17 protein-coding genes are annotated in these 17014 nt (G+C 75.1%); 8 read left to right on the top strand and 9 right to left on the bottom strand.

Annotation, left to right across the window (positions count from 1 at the left end; translation table 11 throughout):
* Positions 1–5: 5 nt before the first annotated feature.
* The gene (locus ACLQ2W_RS12980; RefSeq protein ID WP_425786591.1) at positions 6–1334 is read right to left on the bottom strand and encodes a Gfo/Idh/MocA family protein; all 1329 of its coding nucleotides are present in this window, start codon (positions 1332–1334) and stop codon (positions 6–8) included.
* A gap of 238 nt (positions 1335–1572) precedes the next feature.
* Between ACLQ2W_RS12980 and ACLQ2W_RS12975 the strand changes: the two genes are divergently transcribed.
* From ACLQ2W_RS12975 to ACLQ2W_RS12940, 8 genes are all read left to right on the top strand, one after another.
* The gene (locus tag ACLQ2W_RS12975) at positions 1573–2619 is read left to right on the top strand and encodes a LacI family DNA-binding transcriptional regulator (protein ID WP_405089737.1); all 1047 of its coding nucleotides are present in this window, start codon (positions 1573–1575) and stop codon (positions 2617–2619) included.
* A gap of 97 nt (positions 2620–2716) precedes the next feature.
* On the top strand, positions 2717–4060 hold the full coding sequence (locus ACLQ2W_RS12970) for an ABC transporter substrate-binding protein (protein ID WP_425786590.1): 1344 nt from the start codon (positions 2717–2719) through the stop codon (positions 4058–4060).
* Between the two features lie 26 nt (positions 4061–4086).
* On the top strand, positions 4087–5070 hold the full coding sequence (locus ACLQ2W_RS12965; RefSeq protein ID WP_281941823.1) for a carbohydrate ABC transporter permease: 984 nt from the start codon (positions 4087–4089) through the stop codon (positions 5068–5070).
* Entirely contained in the window at positions 5067–5939 is an 873-nt protein-coding gene (locus ACLQ2W_RS12960) for a carbohydrate ABC transporter permease (protein ID WP_425786589.1), read from the top strand. Before ACLQ2W_RS12965 ends, ACLQ2W_RS12960 begins: the two co-directional genes overlap by 4 nt.
* Positions 5936–6562, top strand: a complete 627-nt coding sequence (locus ACLQ2W_RS12955) for a hypothetical protein (RefSeq protein ID WP_425786588.1) — start codon at positions 5936–5938, stop codon at positions 6560–6562. Before ACLQ2W_RS12960 ends, ACLQ2W_RS12955 begins: the two co-directional genes overlap by 4 nt.
* Complete coding sequence (locus ACLQ2W_RS12950; protein ID WP_425786587.1) at positions 6559–7527, top strand: PmoA family protein; 969 nt, start codon at positions 6559–6561, stop codon at positions 7525–7527. The genes ACLQ2W_RS12955 and ACLQ2W_RS12950 overlap by 4 nt, the downstream gene beginning before the upstream one ends.
* Positions 7524–8507 (top strand): sugar kinase, encoded by a 984-nt coding sequence (locus ACLQ2W_RS12945; RefSeq protein ID WP_425786586.1) that lies wholly within the window; start codon positions 7524–7526, stop codon positions 8505–8507. Before ACLQ2W_RS12950 ends, ACLQ2W_RS12945 begins: the two co-directional genes overlap by 4 nt.
* The gene (locus tag ACLQ2W_RS12940) at positions 8504–9118 is read left to right on the top strand and encodes a bifunctional 4-hydroxy-2-oxoglutarate aldolase/2-dehydro-3-deoxy-phosphogluconate aldolase (protein WP_425786585.1); all 615 of its coding nucleotides are present in this window, start codon (positions 8504–8506) and stop codon (positions 9116–9118) included. Before ACLQ2W_RS12945 ends, ACLQ2W_RS12940 begins: the two co-directional genes overlap by 4 nt.
* Here the strand turns inward: ACLQ2W_RS12940 and ACLQ2W_RS12935 are convergent.
* Genes ACLQ2W_RS12935 through ACLQ2W_RS12900 form a run of 8 tightly spaced genes read right to left on the bottom strand, consistent with a single transcriptional unit; the run spans position 9111 to position 16939 of the window.
* Positions 9111–9875 carry a hypothetical protein gene (locus ACLQ2W_RS12935; RefSeq protein ID WP_425786584.1) on the bottom strand — a complete coding sequence of 255 codons (765 nt, stop codon included), beginning with the start codon at positions 9873–9875 and terminating at the stop codon, positions 9111–9113. The genes ACLQ2W_RS12940 and ACLQ2W_RS12935 overlap by 8 nt on opposite strands.
* A gap of 27 nt (positions 9876–9902) precedes the next feature.
* Positions 9903–10379, bottom strand: a complete 477-nt coding sequence (locus tag ACLQ2W_RS12930) for a hypothetical protein (RefSeq protein WP_425786583.1) — start codon at positions 10377–10379, stop codon at positions 9903–9905.
* A complete protein-coding gene (locus ACLQ2W_RS12925) occupies positions 10376–11296 on the bottom strand; it encodes a hypothetical protein (protein ID WP_425786582.1) in 921 nt (306 codons plus the stop codon). The genes ACLQ2W_RS12930 and ACLQ2W_RS12925 overlap by 4 nt, the downstream gene beginning before the upstream one ends.
* Positions 11293–11889 (bottom strand): phage tail protein, encoded by a 597-nt coding sequence (locus tag ACLQ2W_RS12920; RefSeq protein WP_425786581.1) that lies wholly within the window; start codon positions 11887–11889, stop codon positions 11293–11295. The genes ACLQ2W_RS12925 and ACLQ2W_RS12920 overlap by 4 nt, the downstream gene beginning before the upstream one ends.
* Complete coding sequence (locus ACLQ2W_RS12915; protein WP_425786580.1) at positions 11870–14530, bottom strand: putative baseplate assembly protein; 2661 nt, start codon at positions 14528–14530, stop codon at positions 11870–11872. Before ACLQ2W_RS12915 ends, ACLQ2W_RS12920 begins: the two co-directional genes overlap by 20 nt.
* The gene (locus tag ACLQ2W_RS12910; RefSeq protein WP_425786579.1) at positions 14527–15033 is read right to left on the bottom strand and encodes a GPW/gp25 family protein; all 507 of its coding nucleotides are present in this window, start codon (positions 15031–15033) and stop codon (positions 14527–14529) included. Before ACLQ2W_RS12910 ends, ACLQ2W_RS12915 begins: the two co-directional genes overlap by 4 nt.
* On the bottom strand, positions 15030–15368 hold the full coding sequence (locus ACLQ2W_RS12905; RefSeq protein WP_281941801.1) for a hypothetical protein: 339 nt from the start codon (positions 15366–15368) through the stop codon (positions 15030–15032). The genes ACLQ2W_RS12910 and ACLQ2W_RS12905 overlap by 4 nt, the downstream gene beginning before the upstream one ends.
* Positions 15368–16939, bottom strand: coding sequence for a phage baseplate assembly protein V (locus tag ACLQ2W_RS12900; RefSeq protein ID WP_425786578.1), 1572 nt, complete (start codon positions 16937–16939; stop codon positions 15368–15370). The genes ACLQ2W_RS12905 and ACLQ2W_RS12900 overlap by 1 nt, the downstream gene beginning before the upstream one ends.
* Positions 16940–17014: the final 75 nt, after the last annotated feature.

Here is a 17014-nt window from a genome sequence, read left to right as displayed (position 1 = left end):
CTCGGTCAGGGCAGGGTGAGCAGGTCGGCGACCCGGACGGGCGCGCCGGTCTCCAGCGAGCGGTTGGCGGCCAGGCCGGTGAGCAGCGCGAGCGCGCCGTCGTACGCGGTGGCGGCACGGCCGAGCGGGTCGGGTTCGCCGCCGAGCAGCACCCGGGTCATCCGGGCGTCCGCGCCGCCGTGCCCGCGCCGGGTCCAGCCCTCCACTCCGATCTCCACCGGCGGCGCCCAGAACGGGCGCAGCGTGAGCCGGGCCGCGCCGCGTTCCACCGCGGCCTCGTCGCCGTGCAGCGCGGCGCCCTTGAGCGCGGACGCGCCGCCGGGGCTGACGTGGTCGCTCTCGGTGACCTCCAGTTCGAGGCGACCCCGGCTGCCGTTCACCATCACCCGGTAGCCCTCCCAGGGGGCGTACGCGGTGAGGTGGTAGGTCATGGTCGCGCCGGTGGAGTAGCGGGCCAGCACCGCGAGGTCGTCCTCGATGGTCACGCCGGGGGCGAACACGTTGCGGTCCCGGTGGTAGCCGTCCTCGGCCTCGGCGTCGAGGTACAGCTCGCGCAGCCGGGGGTGCTCGGCCAGTCGCAGCGCGAACGGGTCGTCAGCGGCGGCGGGGGCGCCGTGCGCCCGGTCGTAGTCGCGGGCGTAGCCGTGCCGGCGGCCGGTCTCGCCGTAGAAGAACAGCCGGCCGGCCGCGTACACCTCGACCGGTCGGGCGTCCAGCCACCAGTTGACCAGGTCGAAGTGGTGGCTGGCCTTGTGCACGAGCAGGCCGCCGGAGGTGGCCTTGTCCCGGTGCCAGCGGCGGAAGTAGTCGGCGCCGTGCCGTACGTCCAGCAGCCACTCGAAGTGCACCGAGCCGATCTCGCCCACCGCGCCGTCGGCGAGCAGCCGGCGGAGCTGCTCGTGCAGCGGGTTGTAGCGGTAGTTGAACGCGACGGTGACCTGCCGGCCGGTCTCCGCGACCGCGTCCAGCACGCGCCGGCAGCGGGGCGCGTCGACGGTCATCGGCTTCTCGGTGACCACGTCGCAGCCGGCCCGCAGCGCGGCGGTCACGTACTCGTCGTGGGTGACGTCGACGCTTGTCACCAGCACCACGTCGACCCGCTCCTTCGCCAGCATGGTGGCGAAGTCGGCGGCGGCGTAGGTGGGCACCGTCGGGTGGCCGAGGTCGGCGAGCCAGCGGTTGTGCGCGTCCATCCGGGCCTGGTTCACGTCGGCGAGGGCGACCAGCTCGGCGGTGTCGGCGTGGTCGAGCGCGAGCGCGCGGACGAACATCTCGGCGCGCGCCCCGGCGCCGACCAGGGCGTGGCGGACCCGTTTCCGGGCCGGTGGTGACATGACGTCGGCCTCCCGCGGTTATGCAAAGGTTTGCAGCCGAAGAAACCACGTCGGCCGATACGACGTCAACGGTCGATGAACATCCCGCCCCATCAATCCGCATTGATGCGTTTTTATGCACCCCCCGGGAGCGGTACCGCAATCGAGCCGTAACAATGGACCGTTGACACCGGCGCAACCGTTTGCATTAATTGGCGGCACCCCGTGACCCCCACCACATCGGACGAGGGAGCCCGCCGTGCCAGCCACCATCCGGGACGTCGCCCGGGCCTCCGGCGTGCACATCTCCACCGTCTCCCGCACGTTCTCGGCCCCGCACCTGGTCAACCCGGAGACCCGGGTCCGGGTGCTGGCCTGTGCGGAGGACCTCGGTTACCGGCCCAACCGGGCCGCCCGGGCCCTGATCACCGGCCGGACCCACAACATCGGCCTGATCGTGGCCGACATCGCCAACCCGTTCTTCCCGCCGCTGATCAAGGCGGCGGAGGGACAGGCCCGGCACCGCGACTACCACGTGTTCGTGGCCGACACCAACGAGGACGTGGCCGCCGAGGAGGACCTGGTCCACGCGCTCGCCAAACAGGTCGACGGCGTGCTGCTGTGCAGCCCCCGGATGAGCAACAGCCTGATCGAGCAGGTCAGCCGCGAGGTCCCGGTGGTGGTGATAAACCGCCAGGTCGCCGGCCTGCCCTGCGTGATGATGGACGTCGGGCAGGGCGCCCGGTCCGCGATCGAGCACCTGCTCGGCCTCGGTCACCGGCGGATCGCGTTGCTCGGCGGCCCGCGCGGCTCCTGGACCGCCCGGGAGATGCGCCGGGCCGCCTCGGCGGCCGCCCGGGGCGGCGGCGCCGAGCTGACCCTGCTCGGGCCCAACCAGCCCACCGAGACCGGCGGCGGCGCGCTCGCCGACCAGGTACGCCGCAGCGGCGTCACCGCCGTGCTCGCCTACAACGACCTGATGGCGATCGGCCTGATCGAAGGGCTGGACGCGCTCGGGCTGCGGGTGCCGCAGGACGTCAGCGTGGTCGGCGTCGACGACATCGCGTTGAGCCGGCTCACCCGCCCCAAGTTGACGACGGTGGCCACGCCGACCGCGGCCGCCGGCCGGACGGCCGTCGACATGCTGCTGCAACTCGACTCCGACGCGCCGCGTGGCGTGCGGGGCCGGGGCGCGTCGGCCGGCGACCGTCGCACCACCGCACAGGTAATGCTCCAGACCGTACTGGTCGTCCGCGACTCGACCGGGCCCGTTCCCGAGCCCGGTCGGGACGGCACCGGGGCCTGAGCAGGTGGCCCGGGCCCGCATAGCGGTGCGGACCCGGGCGACCCGTGGACGGCCGCCGGTGACGTCGTCGCCTCCCACAGCCGAGGAGTGAGCGCAGATGCACGCCGCAACGCCCCCCACCGCCGGCGCACCCGCCGGGCGGGATCACCGTACCCCTCTGTCCCGACGTCGATTCGTCCGCGGCCTGGCCGTCGTCGCGTTGGCCGCACCGCTCGCGCTGGGCGCGGCCGGCTGCGGCGACGACGACGCCGCCGGCGACGGCGGCCCGGTCAAGCTCTCCGTCTTCTGGTGGGGCGGCGAGGCCCGGGCCAAGCTCACCGAGGACGCCCTGGCCCTCTACACCAAGAAGCACCCCGACGTGACGTTCGAGAAGACCTGGCAGGCCAACCAGGGCTACTTCGACAAGCTCGCCACGCTGACCGCCGGCGGCAACCCGCCCGACCTGTTCCAGATCGACGACAACTACCTGGCCGAGTACGCCGGCCGCAGCACCACGCTCGACCTGGGCAGCTACCGCGACTCCGGCAAGCTCGACGTGTCGAAGTTCCCGAAGAGCCTGCTGGAGTACGGCGTGGTCGACGGCAAGCTCGCCGGGGTGGCCGCCGGGGAGAACACCCAGGGCCTGGTCTACAACAAGACGCTGCTGACGAAGAACGGGCTGCCGGAGCCGACCACCGGGATGAGCTGGGAGGAGCACATCGCCTGGGCGGAGCAGGTGGCGAAGAAGACGAAGGTGCCCGGCACCCAGGACCCGAGCGCCGACTACAAGGCGCTCTGGGTCTGGCTGCGCCAGCAGGGCAAGGACCTGTACCGGGGCAAGGAACTCGGCTTCACGGTCGAGGACGTGACGAAGTGGTTCGAGCTGTGGAAGGGCGCCCGGGACTCCGGCGCCACCCCGACCGCGGACGTCATCCACCAGGGCAACGCCACCGACATCACCAAGCAGCTCGTGGTCACCGGCAAGGCGGCCACCTCCTGGGTCTGGGCCAACCAGATGCCGGACCTGAAGAAGAACACCAAGGACGAGCTGGGCGTGGTCGCGTACCCGGGTGACCCGAGCGCCCAGTGGGCCCGCGCCTCCATGTACTGGTCGGTGTTCAAGGGCAGCAAGCACCGCGACGTCGCGGTCGACGTGATCAACTTCCTGAACAACGACCCGGAGGCGGTGGCGCTGCTCGGCACCGACCGTGGCCTGCCCTCCAACATGGACCTGCGGGCCAAGGTCAGTGAGACCGCCACCGACCCGGCCATGAAGCAGTCCATCCAGGTCGAGTCCGAGCTGGCGCAGAAGTTCGGGCCGTCCCCGCAGGTCCCGATCAAGGGACACAGCAAGGTCAAGTCGGAGCTGACCAAGGCCGCCGAGAACGCCCAGTACGGCCGCGCCACCCCGGCCCAGGCGGCGGAGCAGTTCGTCACCGCCTGCAAAGCCGCGATCGCCTGACCCCTCGACGGAAAGGAACCGGACCCGTGGCCCTCACCACGGCGCCCGGCCGGAGCCCGCGAACCGGACCGGTCGGCCCCCGCCCCACGCGGCGCGGGGCCGGCCGGGCCCGGCTCGGCGAGGGCCTGGCAGGGTACGTCTTCCTCTCGCCCTGGCTCATCGGACTGATGGGCGTCACGGCGATCCCCATGCTGCTCTCGCTCTGGCTGAGCTTCACCGACTACGACATCCTCACCCCGCTGTCCGAGGTGCGCTGGGTCGGACTGGCCAACTACGAGCGGATGTTCACCGCCGACCCGTCGTACTGGCACGCGGTACGCGTCACGCTGACGTTCGCGCTTGTCGCCGTACCGTTGAAGCTCGCCGCCGCGCTCGGCGTGGCGCTGCTGCTCAACCGCACCTGGCGCGGCGTCGGGCTGTTTCGCGGCCTGTTCTACCTGCCGTCGCTGCTCGGCGGCAGCGTCGCGCTGGCCATCGTCTGGGTCAACATGTTCAACCGGGACGGCGCGTTCAACTCGTTCCTCGCGCTCTTCGGCATCGAGGGGCTGCCCTGGGTCGCCGACCCGGACTGGGCGCTCCAGACGCTGATGGTGCTGGCGATCTGGCAGTTCGGCGCGCCCATGGTGATCTTCCTGGCCGGGCTCAAGCAGGTCCCGGTCGAGCTGTACGAGGCGGCGGCCGTGGACGGCGCCGGCACCTGGCGGCGGTTCCGCGCGGTCACCCTGCCCATGCTCTCCCCGGTGATCTTCTTCAACCTGGTGCTGGAGACCATCCACGGCTTCCAGGGCTTCACCGCCGCGTTCGTGCTCAGCAACGGCACCGGCGGCCCGGTCGACTCCACCCTGATGTACACGCTCAAGCTCTACATCTCCGGCTTCACCGACCTGGAGATGGGCTACGCCTCGGCGATGGCCTGGGTGTTCCTGCTGGCCATCGCGCTCATCACGGCCGTGTTCTTCAGCACCGGCCGGTTCTGGGTGCACTACTCGGACGGAGGGGACGACTCATGACTGCGGTGACCGCCGTCGCCGGCCGCCGCCGCCCGCGCAACCGGCAGGCGCTGCGCCTGGTGGTGCTCGTGGCGATCGTGGCGGTGGTGCTCTACCCGCTGATCTGGATGCTCGGCACCTCGGTCAAGTCGCCGGCCGAGATCGTCAACAACATCGGCCTGCTGCCGGAGGAGTTCACCCCCGGCAACTACACCGAGGGCTGGACGAACTTCGACGTCAGCTTCGGCCGGTTCTTCCTCAACAGCGCCATGGTCAGCCTGCTCACCGTGGTCGGCAACGCGCTGTCCTGCCTGCTGGCCGCGTACGCCCTGGGGCGGTTGCGGTTCCGCTTCCGCAAGGCGTGGTTCACCGTCATGATCGGCACCCTGCTGCTGCCCGGGCACGTGCTGATCGTGCCGCAGTACATCCTGTTCCGCAGCCTCGGCCTGGTCGGCGGCGACTGGCCGTACCTGCCGCTGCTCATCCCGCACTTCCTGGCCACCGAGGCGTTCTTCGTCTTCCTCATGGTGCAGTTCATGCGCGGCATCCCCCGCGAGCTGGACGAGGCCGCCAAGATCGACGGCGCGTCGCCGTACGGCGTCTTCCGGCACGTGATCCTGCCGCTGAGCCGCCCCGCGCTGGTCACCACCGCGATCTTCTCGTTCATCTGGACCTGGAACGACTTCTTCCGGCAACTGGTCTTCCTGTCCACGCTGGAGGACTACACCGTCCCGGTGGCGCTGACCCTGTTCATCGACTCGACCAGCCAGAGCGCGGTCGGCCCGATGTTCGCCATGTCGGTGCTGTCGCTGCTGCCGGTGTTCCTGTTCTTCCTCGCCTTCCAGCGGATGCTGGTCGAGGGCATCAACACCAGCGGGTTGAAGGGATGAGCGCCGAGGCCCCCCGCCGGGACTGGCAGGACACCGTGGCCGAGGCGGCCGACCTGGCGCTGCTCGGCCTCGCCGTGGCGGCGGCGTCGCTGCCGGTGCTCACGCTCGCCCCGGCCGTCGCCACCGCCTCCGCCGCGCTGCACGACCGGTCCGTCACCGGGAGCTGGCCGCCGGCCCGGACCAGCCTGACCCGGTTCGGCCGCGCGGTGCCGGCCGGCACGGCGGTCAGCGCCGTCGTGCTCGCGGTCGCCGCGCTGCTCGCCGTCGACCTGCTGGCGCTGGCCACCGGCCGGGTGCCCGGCGGCGGGCCCGCCCTGGCGGTCACCGCCGTCGTGGTCGCGGCAGTGCTCGGGTACGCCGGCCTGGTCGCCGTCGCGGTCGGACGCACCGGAGGGCGGGGCTGGCGTCGCGCCGCCCGCGAGGTGGCCCGCGTCTGCGCCCGACACCCCGGCGGCTGGGCCGCCGCGGCCGGGATCGGCGGGCTCGCCGCGCTGCTCGCCGCGCTCGTCACCCCGGTGGCGGTGCCGATCCTCGGCGGATACGCCCTCGCCGCGCTGCACGCGGTGGACGCCCGACGCCGGGCGCGCGCCCACTCCGCCGCGCTCCGGCCGGAGGCGTCGTGACCGCTGATCCCGGCGAGGAGCGGCTGGTCGTGGCCGGGGTCGAGGTGGCCCGCTACCTGGTCCGCCCCGACCTCGACCCGCGCCACGGCCCGCGTCCCTACCTGCATCCGGTGCGCACCCGCGCCGGCACCCCGGTCACCGACGCGCTCCCGGCCGACCACCTCTGGCACCTCGGCGCGTCCCTCACCGTGCCGGACGTGGCCGGCGCCAACTTCTGGGGCGGCCGGACGTACGTGCGCGGCACCGGCTACACCTGGCGGGACGACCACGGCGTCATCGCCCACACCGGCTGGCGGGAACGGGCCGCCGACCGGCTCGACCACGACCTCGACTGGCGGGACGCCGACGGCCGGACGCTGCTGCGCGAGCACCGCCGGCTCACCGCCGCGCCGGCCGGCGACGACGCCTGGTGGCTCGACCTGTCCGCCACCTTCACGTCCGCCACCGGCGCCGACGTCCACCTGGGCAGCCCGGCCACCAACGGTCGCCCCGGCGGCGCCGGCTACGGCGGCTTCTTCTGGCGGGCCGTCGCCGGCCCGGAACCCCGGGTGTGCACCGTGGACGCGGTCGGCGAGGAGGAGGTCAACGGCTCGGCCGCGCCCTGGCTGGCGCTGTCCGGCACCGCGCCCGGCGGCGCCGCGTACACGCTGGTGTTCAGCGGGCTCGGGCCGGGCGACAGGTGGTTCGTCCGCACCGCCATGTACCCGGGCGTCTGCGTCGCGTACGCGTTCGACCGCCCGGCGGTGGTCGCCGCCGACCGGCCGCGCCGCAACCGGCACCGGGTGCTCGTCGTCGACGGCCACCTGGCCCGGGCCGAGGTCGCGGAACGGATGGCGGCTCCCGTGAGCGCGAGGAGTGAGCCGGGGTTGCGAGCCCCGCAGTCGCGCACAAAGGTGGGCACCGTGAGCGCGAGGAGTGAGCCGGGGTTGCGAGCCCCGCAGTCGCGCACACAGGACACACCATGACTGGCCCGGAGGTCGCCTGCGTGGGGGAGACCATGGTGGTGCTCGCGCCCGACGACGGCGGGCCGCTGGAGCACGCCGGCCGGTTGGCGGTCGGTGTCGGCGGCGCGGAGTCCAACGTGGCCATGGGGCTGGCCCGGCTCGGCCACCGCGCCGCCTGGGTCAGCCGGGTCGGCGACGACCCGTTCGGCCGCCGGGTGGTCGCCGAGATCGCCGCCGCCGGGGTGGACGTCCGCACGGTCACGGTCGACCCGGCCGCGCCGACCGGCGTCTACCTCAAGGATCCCGGCCCGGCCGGCACCCGCGTGCACTACCACCGCGCCGGGTCCGCGGCGAGCCGCCTCGGCGCGTCGGACCTGGCCGATCCGCGGCTGGCCGGGGTGCGGCTGCTGCACCTGTCCGGGATCACCGCCGCGCTCTCCGACTCCTGCCGGGAGTTGCTCGCGCACGCGCTGGCCGGGCGGGCGCTGCCCGGGGCCCGGACCACGTTCGACGTGAACCACCGTCCGGCGCTCTGGCCCGCCGACCGGGCCGCGCCGGCGCTGCGCGACCTGGCCGACCGCGCCGACGTGGTGCTCGTCGGGCTGGACGAGGCGGGGACGCTGTGGGGCGGCGCCGACCCGGCCGCCGTCCGCGACCTGCTGCCGGGGCCGGAGCTGGTGGTGGTCAAGGACGGGCCGGTCGGCGCGACCGCGCTGCCGCGTACCGGGCCGGCGGTCTTCGTGCCGACGCCCCCGGTGGACGTGGTGGAGCCGGTCGGCGCCGGGGACGCGTTCGCCGCCGGCTTCCTCGCCGGGCTGCTGCGCGACCTCGACCTGCGCGCCTGCCTGCGGATGGGTCATCTCACCGCCGCGCCGGTGCTGGCCACGCCGGGCGACACCGCGCCGCCGCCCGATCCGGCCGGGATCGCCCGGGCGCTGGCGCTGACGGACCGGGAATGGGCGGCGCCGGCAAGGCGGCGCGACGAAGGGAGCGGCACATGACCGAGCACGACTTCGCACCGCTGTTCGGCGACGGGCGGGTCATGGTGATCCTGCGCGACCTGCCGCCGGAGGAGACGGTCCGGCTCGCGGAGCTGGCCTGGGATCTCGGCATCGGCGTGGTGGAGGTCCCGATCCGTACCCCCGCGGCGGTGCCCGCGCTGAGCGCCGCGGTCACCGCCGGACGTCGCCGGGACCGCCTCGTCGGCGCCGGCACGGTCCGGACCCCGGCGCAGGTCCGCCAGGCGATGAGCGCCGGCGCGGCGTTCACCGTCGCCCCCGGCCTGGACCTGGCCGTCGCGGACACGGCGCGCGGCTACGGCATTCCGCACCTGCCCGGCGTGGCCACCCCGACCGAGGCGCAGCGGGCGCTCGACCACGGCCTGGTCTGGCTCAAGGCGTTCCCGGCGGTCAGTCTCGGCCCGGCCTGGTTCCGGGCGGTCGCCGGGCCGCTGCCGGAGGCACGGTTCGTGGCCACCGGCGGCATCGACGCCGGCAACGCGGGCGACTTCCTGGCCGCCGGCGTACGCGTGGTGGCGGTCGGCTCGGCGCTCACCGACCCGGCACAGCTCCCGCGCCTGGCCGCGCTCGCCACCGGCGACCCGGTCAGCTGACGGTGCGCCCGGACGTCGTCGCGGTGGTCCGCACCGCCTTGACGATCGCCGGGATCGAGCCGACCAGCAGCACCAGCGCCCAGATGATCGCCACCACCGCGAAGACCACCGCGCCCAGGTCGTCGACGACGCTGACCAGGATCACCGGCACCAGGCCGTGCAGGAACTGCAACACCACAGTGCACAGCAGCGTGGTCGACGCCAGCAGCACCAGCCCCTTGTTGCGCAGGAAGCGCGGCTGCGCGGCCAGCAGCAGCCCGGCCCAGACCAGCTTGAGCAGCAGCGCCAGCCCGAGCAGCACGGCCGCGTCGCCGACCGGGAAGAACCCCCACACCGCGAGGTACGCCAGCGTGCCGAACGGGACCGCCAGGAACAGCGAGACCATCACCGTCAGCTCGACGAACGCGACGACCAGCAGCACCAGCGACACCAGCAGCAGCACCACCGAGAAGACCAGCGTGGCCGCGCCCTGCACCCGGCCCTGGACCCGGTCGGGCAGCACCAGGCTCAGCGCGAACAGCCCGGTGGTCCAGAGCGCCACCACGTCGATCAGCGCCAGGTAGCCGGTGCCCCGACCGGACGGCTCGGCCACCGCGCCGACGTCGCCCAGCTCGACGCCGAGCCCGCCGGCGCTGTCCCGCAGCGCGGCGCCCGCGTCCCCGCCGCCGGTCAGCGCCGCCGCGCCCAGCTCCACGCCCACCACCAGCGCCACCGCCAGCAGCGCCAGCAGCAGGAACGGCTTCCGCAGCTCACCCATGTCGCGCCTCCCGGCGGTCGGGCCCGGTCAGGACCGGGCGAGCGTGACCGTGCACCCGCCACCTCCCGGGCATCGCAGGAGCACCTCGGTCTCCCGGTCCACCGCCACCTTCGCCACCGTCGCCCCGTCCGGCCCCGGCGTGACCTCGTCGGTGACCGTGACGTCCGCGTCGCCGGGCGCGCGGGCGGTCACCTCGAACGGCGTCGCGCCGCGCAGCACCAGCGTGCGCAGCGCGCCCGGGTCGGCGACGCGCAGCCGGCAGGTGGCGCCGAACGCGACCACCACCCCGTCGGCGGTGGCGGTCGGGGCGGTGGCCGGCGGCCCGCACGCCACGCCCACCGTCGCCGGGTCCACCGTGCCGGCGCCGCGTCCCAGCCGGGCCAGTGGTCCCGGCCCGGCGGCCGGGTCACCGGGGCCGTCGCGTCGCCCGGCCACCGCCACCACGTAGAGCACCACCAGCAGCCCGGCCAGCGCGACCACCAGCAGCTTCTGCCGACCACTCATGGTTGGCCGACCGGGGTGAACCGGATCTGGTCGACGCCGGCGAAGTAGCGGTCGGTGCCCTGGGTCCGGCTCACCACCACCAGCGTCAGCTTGTGCGTGCCCCGGGTCAGCTCCAGCGTGCCCACCTCCACGTCGTCGGTGCGCACCACGGTCGGTGTGAAGCCGAGGAACGTGTCGCCCACCTGCCTGCCGTCGACCAGCCAGATGGTGTTCGCGTAGTCGAACGAGGTGGTGCGCACGGTGGAGAACCGCCAGGTGCCGTCCGCCGGCAGGTCCACCGACACGGTCACCCGGTCACCGACCGCCCGGCCCAGGAAGAACAGTTGCGCGTCGCCGGACCACGTCACGTCACAGCAGTTCTCCTGCGCCACCACCTCGGCCTTCGCGGCGGTGGTGGACCGGACCTCCGCGGCGGCCACCAGCGTCTCCGCCTCCACCGTCACCGGTCGGGCCTGCGGCGTCGGCGGGGTGTCCGGGCCGCGGGTCACCAGCCAGACCGCCACGCCGGTCACCACCAGCAGCAGCACCGCCGCGGCGGCCAGCCACGGCCACGGTGTCCGCTTCGGCGGCGCGACCGCCCGCACGTCGTACGTCACCCGGCCGCTGGAGCGGGAACTCTCCTCCGGGGCGGTGTTCGCCGAGTACGCGAACCCGGTCATGTCGTACCGCCGGGGCGGGGTGCCGGCCGGCACGGCGAGCCGGACCAGCACCGACACCGAGCCCTGGCCAGGCACCACCCGCTGCGGCTCGGTGACCGTGAACCAGGCCCGCTGGCTGCCCTCGCCGGGCGCCACGTCGAACACCACGGTGTCCGGCGCCGGGCCCGGATTGGACACCGTGAAGGTCAACTCCCCGGCGTTGCGGGCGTCCAGGGTGAACTGTTCGGCGGCGGCGACGACGGTCCATTCGGTGGTCATGACGGCTCCTCCGGCGGCTCGTGGGACGGGGGTGGGGGCACGGACGCCCGGCCGACCGCGCGTACCGGCCCGGGCGGGGACGGGTCGTCGGGCAGGCCGACCACCTCGACGGTGACCGCCGCCGGTTTCTCCGCCTCGACGATCCGGCCAACCAGCGCCAGCCGGTCCGCGGCGGCCGGCGGCACGCGCACCACCAGGTGGAACGGCCGGTCGGCCGGTTCGTCCAGCACGAACCCGGTCACCCCGGTGGCCAGCTCCAGCGCGGTGCGCATCCCGTACGGGGTGCCGCGCCAGCGGGCCAGCAGCGCGCCGTGCGCGACCAGGTCCCGCAGCCGGCCCAGCGGCAGCGGCGGTGGCGCGTCGGCGCGCGGCGCGGCGACCACGTGGTCCATCGCCACCCAGCGGGTCAGGTACGCCACGAACCCGTCCGGCGTCCGGTACGGCCCGAACAGCGCGTCGACGTCGGCGAGCACCGCCTCGTCCGGGGCGTGCAGCGCCTCCATCACGTCCAGCAGCGCGCCCAGCACGCTGCCCGGGCCGGCGGCCCGCTGGTACGCGGCCGGCAACAGCCGCTCAATCGCGGTTCGGCGCATCCTGCCGCACCACCTCGATGTCGTGCTCGCCGGAGCAGAGCAGCCAGGTGCCGGGGACGGTGACCACGTCGGCGGTGGCCTGGTTGGCGCTGGCCGTCCAGTCCTCGCCGTCGCCGCTGCGGTACACGCCGCGCTCGCCGCCGGCCAGCACCAGCCGACCGGCGCCGGACGGGTCGGTCGGCGCGGTGGCGGCGATGGCGTCCACCGGCGAGAACCGGGTCCGGTCCCGCAGCGGCAGCCCGCAGTTGACCATCACCGGCCGCCACTGCGGCTGCCCGGCGAGGGTGTCCAGCCGGACCACGCCGCCGCTCTGCGTGGCCGCCAGCGCCAGCGGCCCGCTGAACGCCAGGTCCCGGCAGGTGCCGCCGATCCAGCCGGCGGCCATCGACTGCCACTGCACGTCGGACTCGAACAGCCGGGTGCGGTGCGCGCCCTGGCCGGGTTTCTTCGGGTCCGGCTCGCCCGCGCCGCACCACAGCAGCGTGGCCGGGCCGTCGTACTGCACCGCGAGGACCCGGTTGTCCACGTTGGCCAGACCGACGTGGCTGAACGTGCCGGGGCGGCCGGCCGCGACGGACAGGTAGACGCCGAAGCCGGCCTGCGCGGCGACCGCCACGCCGGGCGCGCCGCGCTCCGAGACGAACGACCGCACCGCGTAGAACCCGCGGTCGGCGTCGGCCGGGTCGACCAGGATCTGCAACGGCACCGCGCCGGGCAGCAGCGGCACCTCGTACAGGCCCGCGTCGGTGGCCAGCAGCAGCGCGCCGGTGCCGTCCCGGTCGATCCAGGCCAGGTCCCGCACGCCGGAGTCGAGGTCGGTGAGCAGCGTCCACGTCTCGCCCAGGTCGGTGCTCAGCCGGACCCGGGAGCCGCCGGCGTCGCGGGCGGTCACCACCGCCACCGAACCGGCCCGGGGCACCACGCCGGGGCGGGTCGGGGCGGGCGCGGGCGCCACCCGGACCACCGTCTCGTCGTCGAACCGGCCGGCCGGCTCCCAGCCCGCGCCCGCGTCGGTCGAGCGGAACAGCACCGGCCCGCGCCCGGCGTACCAGGTGTCCGGCTGGTACTGGTCCACCGCGATGGTCCGCACCTGCGCGTCCGGCGCCTCGTCGACCACGAACCGTACCGACTCGACGTACCGCACGCCCGGCTCGGCGTGTTCCAGCATCCGGTAGACGTTCGACGCGCGCAGCGGCTCGCCGAACGCCCAGCCGGTCGGGTTGAGCGTCGTGGGCAGCGGGCTGAGCGTCTGGTGCAGCCGGTCGTGGATGCGCCGGCGGACCGCGTCCACGTCCTCCTCGCGGCGCACCACCACCCGGGCCCGGACCGAGACCGCCTTGTAGCGGGCCCAGCCGGCCCGCACCGCCGTGCCCAGCGCGCGGCGGCGCTCCAGGTCGGCCTCGACCCGGCGGCGCGCCTCCTCGACCTCGTGCTCGCGCAGCACCGCCACCGGCAGCCGGCCGCCGGGACGGGCCGCCTCCGGCACGTACGGCACCAGCACCACCTCCACCTCGCCCGGCCGGGCGAAGCTGTAGACGGCGGCCCGGGTGAACGCCCGCGCCCGCGCCACCGCGCCGGAGCCGGTGGCGAGGACCTCGAAGTCGCGGGCGGTGACCGCGCGCTGCTGGGCGAAGAACTCGTACGGCCCGCGGGCCAGCACCGACTCCAGCGACTCCAGTTCCCGGCCGCCGGTGGCCGGCAGCGGGTTCGCCACCCGCAGCCCCGGCAGCGGGTCGCGCAGGCTGGTCAGCACGCCGGCGGCCACGTTCCCGGCCGGCCCGCCGCCGCACCGGTACCAGAGCCGCACCTGCCGCCCGGCCGGCGGCACCGCCGCCACCGTGGTCACCCCGGCCGTCCCCTCGTCGGCCGGGGCGCTCCCGGCGCCGCTCCCGGCGTCCGGCCCGCTCCCGTCGCCGGTGGCCGGGCGCAGGTCCAGCGCGGGCGCGAACGTGACCACCCCGGAGGCGCGGTCGACCAGATAGACCCTGGCCTGCGGGCCGACGCCGGCGAAGCTGTCCACCGGCCGCCAGATCTCGTACGTGCGTCCCTCGTGCTCGCGGGCCGCGGCGCCCAGCTCCACCGAGCCGGCCGGCACCTCCACGCCGAGCAGCAGGTCCAGCGCCTCGGTGGTGCGGGTCAGCGGCGCGCGGGCGGCCCGGAACGTCTGGCCCGGCTGGCCGGTGCCGGTGCCCAGCAGCTCCGCGTCGACCGGCTCGCAGTGGTGCACGCGTACCGTCGTCTCGGTCTCGCCGGCGGGCAGCAGGGCCGGTTCGGTGGTCACGAAGACCACCGGCCGGGGGTCGGCGCCACGGGCCGCGGCGATCCGGGTGCCGGCCGGCACCCGCACCGGGCCGCGGTCGGGGCCGGTGCGGGTCAGGCGCACGTCCGCCCAGGCCGCCGCCGGCGGGTGCCGGGTCGCGCCGAGCAGGTTCAGGAACGCCACGTACGCCTTCTCCGGCAACTGGTTCAGCCGGTAGATCATCACCTCGGTCAGGTAGGCGAACGCCTCCAGCAACGCCATCCCCGGGTCGTGCGCGGACAGGTCCGTCCAGTCCGGGCAGGAGCGGCGGATCCGTTCCCGGGCCTCGGTGACCAGGTCGAGGAAGGCGCGGTCGTCCAGGTGCGGCACCGGCAGCGTCATGGCGTGGCCTCCTCACCGGGCCGGCCGGCGGAGCTGCCGCCGGGCCGGTCGCCCGGCTCGTCGGGCTCGTCGTCGGCCTTGTCGTCGGGCTCGTCGTCGGGCGGCAGCAGGTCGACGGAGAAGACGAGCTGGCCGGGGGAGAGGCTGGCCCGCACCCGGTAGTCAAGCCGGATCACCAGGCGCCACGGGTCGTCCGGGTCCGGGCCGGCGTCGACGTCGAGCACCTCCACCCGCGGCTCCCAGCGCCGGATCGCCTGCCGCACATAGTGGATGGCCAGCCCGGCGGTGGTGTCGTCGTTCGGCGCGAAGACCAACCGGTGCAGCCGCGACCCGTACCCGGGACGCATCAACCGCTCGCCCGGCGTGGTGGACAGCAGCAGGCACAGCGCCTGGCGTACCGTCTCGTCGCCCTCGGTCATGGCGAGCCCGCCGGCGGCGGTCAACGCGAGGCCGCCGGCGCGGCCGGCGTCGAACCCGGCGCCGACGAACCGGAACGCCCTCATCGGTCCGCCCCCAGGAACATCTGCCGCGGGTCGCGGACCTGGTGGTGCACGGTCCCCGGCGGCGTGCCGTCGGTGAGGCCGTCCAGGTGCGACAGCACCACCGGCTGCCGGTCCACCCGCACCCAGGCGCTGTAGCCGACCGTCACGGTCATCGTGTGCAGGCAGGGTTTGACCGTCGGGCCGTAGTTCGGGCAGGCGGTGACGTCCCGTCCCACCGGGTCGGGCCGCACCAGCGCCGGCACGCCCCGCACGGTGACCCAGTGCTGCGACGGGCGGTTCGTCACCCGCCCGTCGTGGCCGCAGGTGATCAACGAGTCGCGGTGGATCCAGCGCATCAGCCACCTCCGGAGGAACGGGCGAGCGTACGGGCCTGGGCGGCGGCGGTCTGCGCGTCCTCGGCCGCCGGGGCGTGCAGGAAGTCGACGGTCTTCGCGCGCACCACAATGGCCCGGCCGGGCGCGGAGAGCACCAGGTCACCGGCGGCGTGCACGGTGGTCAGCTCGGGACGCAGCTCGACGAAGCTGCCCGCGTCGGTGGCCAGCCGCAACGTGCGCCCGTCGTCGTCGATCACGATGGACTGGCCGGTGCCGGTCCGCATCGACCAGCGGCGGGACCGGCCGGAGACGATCCCCGCGTCGTACGGCTCGACGGCGCCGAACAGCGAACCGAGCACCACGCCCGAGGTCGGCTCACCGCCGGGCAACGCCACCAGCACGGTGTCCTCCGGGTCGGGCAGCGCGACGATCCCCTTGCCCCGGCCCGCGCCCGGACACAGCACGGCGAGCCAGCCGGCGTCCAGGTCCCCGTACGCGGGCAGCGTCACCCGGGCCCGGCCCAGCCCGTCCGGGTCGTCGACGGCGGTGACCGTGCCGAGCGTGACGGTCGCCGCCGGCGGCGCCGCGACCGGCGGCGGCTCGGGCGGGGCGGTGGAGAACCGGGTCAGGTGGCCGTCCGCGTCCACCGTGTGCACCACCTCGGTCAGCACGTACACGCCGGCCACCGGATCCGGGACGCCGGCCAGCGCGATCCGCCGGCCCGGCCGCAACGCCGGGTCACCCTCGGCCGTGCCCTCGACCGTGACCAGCGCGGCGACCCGCGCGTCCAGCCCGGCCTGGGCCAGCGCGGCCAGCTCGTCGTCGCTGCGCCCCGGCTGGTCCACCGCGGTACGCACCCCGTCCGCGCCGACGTCGCCCGGCTCCGGGCGCAGCGGGATCCGCCGCCCGCTGCGTGCCTCACCGGCCCGCTGCCCGAGCGGCTCGGCGCGCTGCGGGTGCCAGCCCAGCGCCGCGCACTCCGCCCCGGCCCGGTCCAGGTTCTCGACGATCCGCAGCGCGTGCACGGTTCCGCCGAGCGTCAACGGCACCGGCTCGCCGTGGCCGTCGAGGGTGAGCAGCCGCAGCCGGTCCCCGTCCACGCCCAGGTGCAGCCCGGCCCGGCCGGCCACCTCGCACAGCAGCTCCAGGTCGGTGTGCCGGTGCTGGAGTAGCCGGTCCAGGCGCGGCCCGTCGACCTCGGCGACCACCGCCAGCCCCAGCCCGGCGCACAGCTCCCCGGCCAGCTCGGCGGCCGTCACCGACTCGAACACCCGCAGCTCCTGCCGCTTGCGCAGCCGGTGCAGCGGGTCGTACGCCCGGATCCGCAGCAGCGCGGCGCCGCCGCCCGCGTACTCCACCTCGACGGCGGTCACCTCGCCGGTGAACAACGCGTCCGGGTGGCCGTCGAGGCGGACGTCGAGCGCCGCGCCGGGGCGTACCGGTGGGTCGAGGGCACCCGGGCCGGGCGCGGTGGCCAGCGCCAGCTCGCACTGCGTCGGCCGGTCCAGCCGGGCGGCGACCCGGACCCCGCGCAGCCGCGTCGGGTCGGCCAGCGGCCGGCCGTCCACGCGTACCGCCGCCGCCCGGTTCACCGCACGCCTCCGGTCGTCGCGTGGTGCGCCCCCGGCAGGCGGCGGCCGGCGCGCGTCATTGGCACGGGCGGGTCG

Origin of the sequence: Micromonospora sp. DT227 (assembly GCF_049841835.1) — a bacterium.
GTDB lineage: Bacteria > Actinomycetota > Actinomycetes > Mycobacteriales > Micromonosporaceae > Micromonospora.
This window is presented reverse-complemented; position numbering and strand designations above follow the sequence as displayed.